The organism is Pantoea sp. CTOTU46764, assembly GCF_031974595.1.
GTDB lineage: Bacteria > Pseudomonadota > Gammaproteobacteria > Enterobacterales > Enterobacteriaceae > Pantoea > Pantoea trifolii.
Genome location: NZ_DALYOQ010000107.1, coordinates 1 through 10510, shown reverse-complemented (window position 1 = coordinate 10510; position 10510 = coordinate 1). Strand labels below are relative to the sequence as shown.

Sequence of the window (10510 nt, the reverse complement as noted above, 5' to 3'; positions counted from 1 at the left end):
TGCTGAGCCGTCTGCGTTGCCGCTTTGCCGTCTCAGTGGTGGCGCATTATAGGGATCCGAATTTTTTGCACAACCCCTTTTTTCGATCTTTTTAATCGACTGCCGAGTTTTCACTCTTTTCGCTGCGATCGCGAGCGATCCGCTCAAAAATCATCTTGTTTATCCGCCTTTTAAGCCGCAGGCTTGGTAAAAACGTAAAAGGAGAAGCTCATGTCTACAGCCCTACGACCTTATAAGAACCATTTTCCGCAACAAGGCGACCGCGTGATGATCGACAGCAGCAGCGTGGTGGTGGGTGAAGTACAACTTGCCGATGACGTAAGCATCTGGCCGCTGGTTGCGATTCGCGGTGACGTCAATAAAGTGATGATAGGTAAAAGAAGCAATATTCAGGATGGCAGCGTACTGCATGTCACTCACAAGTCCACCAGCAACCCAGAAGGTTATCCGCTGATTGTCGGCGAAGATGTCACAGTAGGGCATAAGGCGATGCTGCACGGCTGTACTATCGGCAATCGCGTACTGGTTGGTATGGGATCCATACTACTGGACGGCGTGATCGTTGAAGATGATGTGATGATTGGCGCTGGCAGTTTGGTGCCGCCGGGTAAACGGCTGGAAAGTGGCTACCTGTATTTAGGCAGCCCGGTTAAACAAGTGCGCCCGCTCAGTGAAGCGGAGATTGCTGGGCTGCTTTATTCGTCCAACAACTATGTGGGTTGGAAGAATGAATATCTCGATCAGGAAAGCCAAACTCATCCCTGATAGCCAACCTTATCCCTGCTGCATCGACTGCTTTAGTTTGGCAATCACTGGCGTGATCTCTGGCATCACGCCATGCCATAAATGGAAAGCATGAGCGGCTTGCCCCACTAACATGCCAACACCGTCCGCCAGCTGCTGCGCGCCCTGCTGCTGACACCACACTAAGAATGGCGTCAAACCTTGTTGATAAAACATGTCGTAGCACCGCGTTTGCGCATGAATTAGCGATGTGACCAACGCCGGAACTTTGCCATCAACACCACTTGAGGTGGCATTAATGATCAGATCAAATTGCTGATCTGCTAATTGCTCAAAGCTGGCCGCTTTAATATCCCCGCTATGCTGGAAAATCTCTGCCAGCTGCTCGGCGCGTTCCACGGTGCGATTCACCACCACCAGCGAACATCCGAATGAAAGCAGCGGCAGGATCACGCCACGCGCAGCACCACCGGCGCCCACCAGCAGAATTTGATCGCCGGGATGGATCATCTGCAATCGTTCCAGATCGCTGAGCAAACCGATGCCATCCGTGTTATCGCCGAAGATCTTGCCCTGCGCATCTTTCTTTAAGGTATTAACCGCACCAGATAATGCCGCGCGCTCACTGAGCTCATCGGCAAATTCCCACGCCTGCTGTTTAAAAGGCAGTGTGACATTGGCACCTTTACCGCCTTGCGCAAAGAAATCCGCAACCGACTGTGGAAATCCCTCAAGTGGCGCGCACTCCTTGCCATATTGATGCTCAATGCCAGTTTGCTCAGCGAACAGGCGGTGAATGAAAGGAGATTTACTATGCGCAATGGGATGACCAAAAACGGCAAAATTTTCCATGAATTAGCCCTGACGAATAAGTTCACCGCTAATAACGTCGCGGATTTCAGAAGGATTCAGTCGCCCACCTGTTTCAGCATGCATGACCGGGAACTGCGGACCAAATTGCTGAGCAACCTCTTGCGCATTACGGCATGGCAGTTGGCCGGAAAGATTGGCGCTGGTCGAAACCAGAGGTTTACCAAAACCACGACACAAAGCCTGTACGTGCGGATGATCGCTAACGCGGATGGCCAGAGAGTCAAAACGCCCGGTTAACCAGCGCGGCGTATGTGGCGAGGCGGGCACCACATAGGTTACCGGGCCAGGCCAACTTTCAAACATACGTTCGCGCTGCAGCACCGAGAGTTCACGATCCGCGATATAAGGTTCCAGCTGCGCGTAATCGGCTGCAATCAAAATGAGTCCCTTCTCGACTGGACGCTGCTTGAGCGCCAAAAGCGCCATTACGGCTTCTTCACTGTCGGGATCGCAGCCCAATCCAAACACGGCTTCGGTTGGATAGGCGATAACTTCCTGTTGCTGTAGTTTCTCAATGCAATAATCGAGACTACCCGCTGAATACTGACTTGGCTTCATGATGATGATTCGTCCTGGACGATAGGCTTACCGCAGCGTTTGCTGGCGCAGAAGCGCTTCATGCCTTGTGCGGTTTTCTTCTCTATTAATAATGGGAACTGGCAATGCGGGCAAACGCCTTCAACCGGCGCTGCGTTAAGGGCAAACTGACAATCTGGATAGCGATCGCAGGAGTAGAAGGTTTTGCCATAGCGCGAGCGCCGTTGTACCAGTTTACCGTTCTGACATTGCGGACAGGCGATAGCTGTTTCATCTGGCTTATCGATGGTTTCGGTGTAATCACATTCCGGATAATGACTGCAACCCACGAACATGCCAAATCGTCCCTGACGCAGAACTTTGTCTGCGCCACACTGAGGGCACGAATGGCCTTCCAGTACTTTAACGACATGACCATCTCCCTGACTTTTCAGCGGGCGGATGTAATCGCAGGTGGGATAATTCACACACCCCAGAAAAGGGCCGTGTTTGCCAGAACGTATAACTAATTCTGCCCCGCAAGCGGGGCAGGGATCGTGTTTAGGCACGGAGAATAGTGCTGATTTACTCATATTACCGGTTGCATCAATCGAAGATTATTAATGCAGCATACCTTCATTGACGTCGAATAACAGTTCTTCCATTTGCTGATAGGCGTTTTCACATCCTGGGATGTTAAACAGCACCATCAACACCACCCATTTGAGATCTTCAAGATCGAATTCGAGGGTATCAAGGGCCATTACACGTTCGATGACCATTTCGCGCGTTTCCATATTCAGCACCTGGACCTGTTCCAGGAACAAAATAAAACCGCGACACTCTGCATCTAAGCGCTGGTTTTCCTCTTCAGTGTAGATTCGCATTGAGAGCGGATCGTTTGCCATGAGTACAGGCGCAACCAAGCCTTCCTGATAATCCGCTAACCGTTCAAGCCAATTCAACGCATTGTAGATATCTTCACGATGAAAACCGGCATCGGTTAAATCATCGGTCAATTTATCCTGATCAACGCGCATTTCAGCTTCGTTGTGGATATACGTCTCAAACAAGTACATAAGTACGTCGAACATGGCATGCCCTCCTCAATCGGACATAGCCGCCGGGTACAGCTGCGATCCATCCTGCTAACTCCAGCTCCAGCAGGTGAGCTGCGATAACTGGCACAGGTTGGCCGGCACGTTCAGCGACGACGTCAACAGGTGTAACCTCATCACCTACGTTAGCCAACACAGTTGCAAATGGCAATGGCACATCGTCACTGTGTTGTGAATATATTGTTTCTGAACTGCTATCAGGCAACCATTGCAGTGTTGAATGTAAATCTTCAAGGATATTGTTGGGATGCGCCACCAGCAGCGCGCCTTGCTGGATAAGCCAGTGCGTTCCTTCACTGCCGGGATTGCCTAACGCGCCGGGTAACGCATAAACGTTACGATTTTGTTCCAAAGCGTAGCGTGCCGTCACTAGCGAACCGCTTTTCAGCGTGGCCTCAATCACCAATACGCCAAGGCTTAAACCACTGATGATGCGATTACGCCGGGGAAAATTCACCGCATGCGGTGCCGTATCAAGGGGGAATTCCGAGATCAGTGCGCCACCGCCAGTGATGATCTCGCGTGCCAGTGCTTGATGACTTTTAGGGTAAATATGCTGTAGTCCGCTACCTAACACTGCCACAGTTTTACCTTGCACTTCTAGCGCGGCCCGATGCGCCACGCCATCAATTCCGCGCGCCAGACCGCTGGTGATGGTCAATCCACTCAGCGCCAATTGCTGAGTAAACCAGCTTCCCCATTGCTTACCATAATGCGTGCAATGACGGCTGCCCACGACACCGAGTTGAGGCGTCTGCAAGACATCCAAATTTCCAGCGACATACAACAATGAGGGACGTCGACTAATTTCCGCTAACGCCGAGGGATAATGCTCATCGATAAAGGAAACTAGCTGATGCTGTTCATCCTCCAGCCACAGACGCGTTCGTTCTAACTGGCGTGGACACAGCACTTTAAACTGTTGTCGCTGTGTTTCGTTTAATCCCTGATCCTGTAAAAGATCGTCATCAACCTGAGCATTACTCTGCAATGCATGAGCTAAATGTCTGACAACCGGACCGCTTAAGCCTTTCACATTTGCCAGCCTAAGCATCCATTCAATTCTCTCCATGCTGCACTCCCTGTCAGCCGCGCTATCATGCGGTGCAATGCTGTCAATCAGGCATCAAAAAGTCTACAATATGAGGCAGTAATCTTTTCTTTAACGCATACAGATCTGGATATTTATGTCAGTTTTGCAGGTATTACATTTCCCTGATGATCGCCTTCGCAAAATCGCTGCGCCGGTGGCAACCGTAAACGCAGACGTTCAGCGTATTGTCGACGACATGTTTGAAACCATGTACGCCGAAGAAGGTATTGGCTTAGCCGCGACTCAGGTCGATATTCATCAGCGCATCATTGTTATTGATGTTTCAGAAAACCGTGACGAGCGTTTGGTGCTGATCAATCCGGAACTGCTGGAAAAAAGCGGTGAAACCGGTATTGAAGAAGGCTGCCTTTCCATCCCTGAACAACGTGCATTTGTGCCGCGCGCAGAGTGGGTAAAAGTGCGTGCGCAGGATCGCGACGGCAAAAGCTTTGAGCTGGAAACCGACGGTCTGCTGGCGATTTGTATCCAGCATGAAATCGATCATCTCGATGGCAAACTTTTCATCGATTATCTGTCGCCACTGAAACGTCAGCGTATCAAACAGAAGCTGGAAAAATTGGCCCGCCTTAACGCACGCGAAGATTAAGTGCTAATAGAAGGTTAAACTGTGTCTGCACCGCTCAAAATTATCTTTGCCGGTACACCTGACTTTGCAGCGCGTCATTTAGACGCGCTGCTTGCTTCTGAGCATCAGGTTGTTGGCGTCTTTACCCAGCCCGATCGTCCAGCTGGACGCGGAAACAAGCTTACGCCAAGCCCAGTCAAAATCCTGGCACAGGCGCACGATATCCCCGTATTTCAGCCGAAATCCCTGAAGCCTGAAGAGAACCAGCATCTGGTTGCCGATCTACAGGCCGATATCATGGTGGTGGTCGCTTATGGCTTGATCCTGCCGAAAGCCGTACTGGTGATGCCGCGCCTGGGTTGTATTAATGTGCATGGTTCGCTGCTGCCTCGCTGGCGCGGTGCGGCACCCATCCAACGCTCTCTCTGGGCCGGCGATAGCGAAACCGGTGTCACCATTATGCAGATGGATGTTGGCCTTGATACCGGCGACATGCTGCATAAACTCTCCTGCCCAATTACGGCGGAAGACACCAGCGCTTCGCTGTATGAGAAGCTGGCGCAACTCGGTCCACAAGGCATGATGTTAACGCTGGATCTGCTGGCAAGTGGTAATGCTAAGCCAGAAGTTCAGGATGAAGCGCTGGTCTCTTATGCCGAGAAGCTGAGTAAAGAAGAAGCACGACTCGATTGGTCACTTTCAGCAGCGCAGTTGGAACGTTGTATTCGTGCCTTCAATCCATGGCCAATGAGCTATTTCATGATTGAAGAACAACCGGTAAAAGTGTGGCAGGCAACGGTTTTGCCGCATCAGAACAAACAACCCGGTGAAATCGTTCATGCTGATAAACAAGGCATTCAGATTGCAACGGCCGATGGTGTGCTGAATCTGGTATCGCTGCAACCTGCCGGTAAAAAAGCCATGTCCGCTCAGGACCTGCTCAATTCGCGCCGCGAATGGTTCGTACCTGGAACCGTTCTGGCCTGATCTTCCAAGCCCGGTTTGACCGGGCTTTTTGTTTGATGAAATAACATGAAAAAAGCTACCAACTTGCGCAGCCTGGCCGCGCAACTCATTGAACGCGTTGTGGACAAAGGCGAATCGCTAAGTGCCATTTTGCCGGGCGCGCAAAAGACCTTATCCGATAAAGATGGCGCGTTACTGCAAGAGCTCTGTTTTGGTGTGATGCGCACGCTGCCGCAGCTGGAAGCCTTAATCGGCAAATTGATGGAGCGCACCTTAACCGGTAAGCAGCGAGTATTGCATTACCTGTTGATGGTTGGCCTTTATCAGCTGCTTTATACCCGCGTACCAGCCCATGCTGCACTGGCAGAAACCGTAGCAGGTGCTGAAGTGCTGAAGCGTACGGCTTTGAAAGGCCTGTTAAACGGCGTGTTACGCCAGTTCCTGCGCCAGCAAGAAGCGCTGTTAGCCGAAGTCGATCAGGGCTCGCAACGTTACTGGCATCCAGGCTGGTTGCTGAAACGTCTGCAAGCGGCATGGCCAGAACAGTGGCAACAGATTGTTGAAGCTAACAATCAGCGACCACCGATGTGGCTGCGCGTCAATCGCCAGCATCACAGTCGCGATGCCTGGCTGGCGCTACTGCAGGCAGAAGAGAAAGTTGCTTTTCCTGGCGATGCACAAGATGCACTGCGACTGGAATCACCCACTCCAGTCAGCCAGCTGCCGGGTTTCGATCAAGGTTGGGTGACGGTGCAGGATCTTTCTGCACAACGTTGCGCGCTGCTGCTGGAGCCAAAAGACGGGGAAACTATTCTCGATCTCTGTGCTGCTCCAGGTGGTAAAACCACGCATATCCTCGAAATCGCCCCGCAGGCCAAAGTATTAGCGGTCGATGTTGACCCGCAACGCCTGCTCCGCGTGCATGAGAACTTGCAGCGCTTAGGCATGCAGGCTGAAGTGCGTCAGGGCGATGGCCGTACACCGGCAGAATGGTGCGGTGATATGCAGTTTGATCGCATCCTGCTCGATGCGCCCTGCTCTGCCACAGGTGTAATTCGTCGTCATCCAGACATCAAGTGGCTGCGTCGCGATCGTGATATTCCTGAGCTCGCGAATCTGCAGCGTGAAATTCTTGAGGCCGTTTGGCCGCGACTAAAATCTGGCGGCACGATGATTTATGCCACCTGCTCAATATTGCCGGAAGAGAACCACAACCAAATCAGCGCCTTTTTGGCAGCGCACATCGACGCCGTGGCTGAGACGTTGCCACAGGGCCAGGATAATGGCTGGCAGGTTTTCCCGACCATCGATGGCGGCGACGGCTTCTTCTACGCTAAGCTGATGAAAAAATAGTGCTGCGCACGCTGACAAGAGCATCTAAGCCATGAAAATTATTATCCTCGGCGCCGGCCAGGTCGGCGGAACCCTGGCAGAAAATCTGGTCGGGGAAAATAACGATATTACCGTGGTCGACAGCGATGCCACGCGTTTGCGCGTGTTGCAGGACAAATTTGATCTGCGCGTAGTGCATGGCCACGGATCCCATCCGCGTATTTTGCGTGAAGCCGGTGCTGAAGATGCGGATATGTTGGTGGCGGTAACCAACTCCGATGAAACCAACATGGTGGCTTGTCAGATTGCGTATTCGCTTTTCAATACGCCCAATCGTATCGCGCGTATTCGCGCCGCTGAATACTTACGTGATGCTGAAAAGCTGTTTGTACCGGAAGCCGTGCCGATTGATCATCTGATCTCTCCTGAGCAGTTGGTGATCGACAATATCTACCGTTTGATTCAGTATCCTGGCGCACTTCAGGTGGTGAATTTTGCCGAAGGCAAAGTGAGCCTCGCGGTGGTAAAAGCCTATTATGGCGGCCCGCTGGTCGGAAATCCTTTGTCGATCATGCGGGAACATATGCCGCATATTGATACGCGAGTCGCGGCGATTTTTCGTCAGGATCGCCCAATTCGGCCGCAGGGTTCTACGATTGTGGAAGCTGGCGATGAAGTGTTCTTCATTGCCGCGAGCCAGCATATTCGCGCGGTGATGAGTGAGATGCAGCGTCTGGAAAAACCGTATAAGCGCATCATGCTGGTTGGTGGCGGCAATATCGGCTTTGGATTGGCGCAGCGCCTCGAAAAACAGTACAGCGTGAAATTGATTGAACGTAATCAACAGCGTGCGGCGGAACTGGCCGAACGATTACACGATACCATCGTGTTTTACGGCGATGCTTCGGATCAGGAATTGCTGGCCGAAGAGCATGTCGATCAGGTGGATCTCTTCATTGCGGTCACTAACGATGATGAAGCTAATATTATGTCGGCCATGCTGGCCAAGAAAATGGGCGCTAAGAAAGTGATGGTGCTGATCCAGCGCCGCGCCTATGTCGATCTTGTTCAAGGCAGCGTGATCGACATTGCGATCTCGCCACAACAAGCCACCATCTCGGCGCTGCTTAGCCACGTACGTAAAGCAGATATCGTTGGCGTTTCTTCGTTGCGTCGCGGTATTGCAGAAGCCATTGAAGCTATCGCACATGGCGATGAAACAACTTCTCGCGTGGTTGGACGCCTAATAGAAGATATTAAGCTGCCGCCGGGAACCATTATCGGTGCTGTAGTGCGCGGTGATGAAGTAATTATCGCCAATGATAACGTGCGTGTTGAACAGGGCGATCACGTAATTATGTTCCTGACGGATAAGAAGTTTGTACCCGATGTTGAGCGCCTATTCCAGCCAAGCCCATTCTTCCTGTAAAAGCTGCGGGCAAAGGCCCGCCGTGAAAATTTTGCTTAATCCATTGTTCTAATGGCAATTGCACAAAGGTTTGTTAGACTTTAGCCATTGGCCAAGGCAAGGAGATAACAATGAGTTTATTCAAAGAGTTTCGTGATTTTGCAATGCGTGGAAACGTGGTTGACCTGGCAGTCGGTGTCATCATCGGTGCCGCTTTTGGTAAGATTGTTTCTTCACTGGTTGCCAATATCATCATGCCGCCACTTGGCTTGCTGATTGGTGGCGTCGATTTCAAACAGTTCAAGTGGGTACTAAAGCCAGCAGAAGGTGATATTCCTGCCGTAGTGATGGAGTACGGTAACTTTATTCAGACAGTGTTTGATTTCGTTATTGTTGCCTTCGCGATCTTCCTCGCAATTAAAGTAATGAATAAGCTGTATCAGAAAAAAGAAGTTGAGAAAGCGGCACCTAAGCCAACAAATGAAGAGTTACTGCTTACTGAAATCCGTGACCTGTTAAAACAACAAAATCACGATAAATTATGATGAAAAAGCCGCCCAAATGAGGCGGCTTTTTTGTCTCTAAAGAAGAAGGCCAGTGATAAACTTTTCTGCTTATCACTGGCCTCCCAGTTACGTCCTTTTGCGTGTTTGTTTTTACGTTGATAGCTGCCTTTTCCTTTCTGGTTCTTCTCAACGCGCTGCCTAAACAGTGGATCATGTAATAATGCTTCAAGTGCATTGTTGTTGATTTTACCTTTTTGGTGCTGATAGCGGGTCATCTCGTCCTCCGGTTATTAACGGCGCAACTATATTCCTTCCAGCGCAAAATTCAATCCTTGCTACAACACATTTCAGGCTGCGGCTCCTCACCTTTTTCCAGAGCTTCCAAAATTGAACAGCAGGCGCTGCTATGCACGTCGCCGCAGCAGGTGTCAGCCAAACGATGCAATGAACGCTGGATCGTCTGCAGTTCAGCGATCATGCCGTTCACTTCATCCAAACGCTTCGCCACAATTGCTTTGGATTCCTGACAAGTGTGATGTTCAGGATCGACGCGGATCGACAATAAGCCCCGGATTGATTCTAAGCTGAAGCCGAGTTGGCGACCATAGCGAATAAAACGCAGCCGCTGTAAATCATCTTCACTATAAAGGCGAAAGCCGCCCTCAGTGCGTACCTCGTGATTCATCATCTGCTGTTTTTCATAAAAACGGATGGTATCTGGCGTAACATCCGCCAATTTTGCCAGCTGGCCAATACGGTACATGCTATTTCTCCCGCTGAAAATGATGATGGATGGTATCGCTGTAATCGCCGCGCAAAAATTCGGTGCTGATTCCGGCTTGCTGGAGTTTTATTTCTAATAGCGCTAAGCGTTTCGATAATTCTCGCGCCTTGCCATCATCAGGATCAAGTTCCCGTAGCAGATCGTTTAGCGCCAATGCTTCACGACGCATTTCAAGTTCCGGGGGTAAGTAACCAGAGTTTTTCAACAGACGATATGCCGTGCGCAGTTCAACCGGCACTCCGCTGTCATCATCTATGATTAAAGGCGCGCCTTCGCCGGGCAGATTACTCAGTTCACCTTTTTCCTGAGCTTCACGGATGTGCTGCTCAACAAGTTGATCAATTAGCCACATAAGAACGCTCCTGACGGTGTATCTGCCATCAGCATAGCGAAAGGGGAGTAAATGGGAAGGAAATACGGACAATAAAAAACCCGCCGAAGCGGGTTTTCTACGATACTGCAAATTACTCTGCAGTAGCTTCTGCTTGAGCTTCTGGACGATCAACCAGCTCGATGTAAGCCATCGGAGCGTTGTCACCAGCACGGAAGCCACACTTCAGAATACGAGTGTAACCACCGGCACG

15 protein-coding genes are annotated in these 10510 nt (G+C 50.8%); 6 read left to right on the top strand and 9 right to left on the bottom strand.

The window, feature by feature from the left end:
* Positions 1–210: 210 nt before the first annotated feature.
* Positions 211–765: a gamma carbonic anhydrase family protein gene (locus tag RTM06_RS22080; RefSeq protein ID WP_265303466.1), complete on the top strand. Its 555-nt coding sequence runs from the start codon at positions 211–213 to the stop codon at positions 763–765.
* Between the two features lie 9 nt (positions 766–774).
* Here the strand turns inward: RTM06_RS22080 and aroE are convergent, their stop codons facing one another.
* Genes aroE through dprA form a run of 5 tightly spaced genes read right to left on the bottom strand, consistent with a single transcriptional unit; the run spans position 775 to position 4323 of the window.
* Positions 775–1596 (bottom strand): shikimate dehydrogenase, encoded by an 822-nt coding sequence (gene aroE / locus RTM06_RS22075; RefSeq protein ID WP_312184719.1) that lies wholly within the window; start codon positions 1594–1596, stop codon positions 775–777.
* A gap of 3 nt (positions 1597–1599) precedes the next feature.
* A complete protein-coding gene (gene tsaC, locus RTM06_RS22070; protein WP_312184718.1) occupies positions 1600–2175 on the bottom strand; it encodes an L-threonylcarbamoyladenylate synthase type 1 TsaC in 576 nt (191 codons plus the stop codon).
* Complete coding sequence (locus tag RTM06_RS22065; RefSeq protein ID WP_312184717.1) at positions 2172–2726, bottom strand: topoisomerase DNA-binding C4 zinc finger domain-containing protein; 555 nt, start codon at positions 2724–2726, stop codon at positions 2172–2174. Before RTM06_RS22065 ends, tsaC begins: the two co-directional genes overlap by 4 nt.
* Positions 2727–2753: 27 nt before the next feature.
* Positions 2754–3227, bottom strand: coding sequence for a DUF494 family protein Smg (gene smg / locus RTM06_RS22060; protein WP_007891699.1), 474 nt, complete (start codon positions 3225–3227; stop codon positions 2754–2756).
* Positions 3199–4323: a DNA-protecting protein DprA gene (dprA, locus tag RTM06_RS22055; protein WP_312184716.1), complete on the bottom strand. Its 1125-nt coding sequence runs from the start codon at positions 4321–4323 to the stop codon at positions 3199–3201. The genes smg and dprA overlap by 29 nt, the downstream gene beginning before the upstream one ends.
* A gap of 115 nt (positions 4324–4438) precedes the next feature.
* On the opposite strand from dprA, the gene def reads away from it, so the two are divergent.
* The 5 genes from def to mscL all read left to right on the top strand — a co-directional run bounded on the left by def (position 4439) and on the right by mscL (position 9181).
* Positions 4439–4951 carry a peptide deformylase gene (gene def / locus RTM06_RS22050; RefSeq protein WP_008104717.1) on the top strand — a complete coding sequence of 171 codons (513 nt, stop codon included), beginning with the start codon at positions 4439–4441 and terminating at the stop codon, positions 4949–4951.
* 21 nt (positions 4952–4972) lie between these two features.
* Complete coding sequence (gene fmt / locus RTM06_RS22045) at positions 4973–5917, top strand: methionyl-tRNA formyltransferase (RefSeq protein WP_312184715.1); 945 nt, start codon at positions 4973–4975, stop codon at positions 5915–5917.
* Positions 5918–5962: 45 nt separating this feature from the next.
* Positions 5963–7249, top strand: coding sequence for a 16S rRNA (cytosine(967)-C(5))-methyltransferase RsmB (gene rsmB / locus RTM06_RS22040; RefSeq protein ID WP_312184714.1), 1287 nt, complete (start codon positions 5963–5965; stop codon positions 7247–7249).
* Positions 7250–7280: 31 nt separating this feature from the next.
* Positions 7281–8657 carry a Trk system potassium transporter TrkA gene (trkA, locus tag RTM06_RS22035; protein ID WP_007891694.1) on the top strand — a complete coding sequence of 459 codons (1377 nt, stop codon included), beginning with the start codon at positions 7281–7283 and terminating at the stop codon, positions 8655–8657.
* 110 nt (positions 8658–8767) lie between these two features.
* Positions 8768–9181, top strand: coding sequence for a large-conductance mechanosensitive channel protein MscL (mscL, locus tag RTM06_RS22030; RefSeq protein WP_008104721.1), 414 nt, complete (start codon positions 8768–8770; stop codon positions 9179–9181).
* Here the strand turns inward: mscL and RTM06_RS22025 are convergent.
* From RTM06_RS22025 to RTM06_RS22010, 4 genes are all read right to left on the bottom strand, one after another.
* Positions 9166–9417, bottom strand: a complete 252-nt coding sequence (locus tag RTM06_RS22025; RefSeq protein ID WP_265303473.1) for an alternative ribosome-rescue factor A — start codon at positions 9415–9417, stop codon at positions 9166–9168. The genes mscL and RTM06_RS22025 overlap by 16 nt on opposite strands.
* Positions 9418–9467: 50 nt before the next feature.
* A complete protein-coding gene (gene zntR, locus RTM06_RS22020; RefSeq protein WP_312184712.1) occupies positions 9468–9905 on the bottom strand; it encodes a Zn(2+)-responsive transcriptional regulator in 438 nt (145 codons plus the stop codon).
* A 1-nt stretch (position 9906) separates the two neighbouring features.
* Positions 9907–10278, bottom strand: coding sequence for a DUF1992 domain-containing protein (locus RTM06_RS22015; RefSeq protein ID WP_265303475.1), 372 nt, complete (start codon positions 10276–10278; stop codon positions 9907–9909).
* A 112-nt stretch (positions 10279–10390) separates the two neighbouring features.
* A partial coding sequence (locus tag RTM06_RS22010; protein WP_312184720.1) for a L17 family ribosomal protein occupies positions 10391–10510 on the bottom strand: 120 nt, incomplete at its 5' end.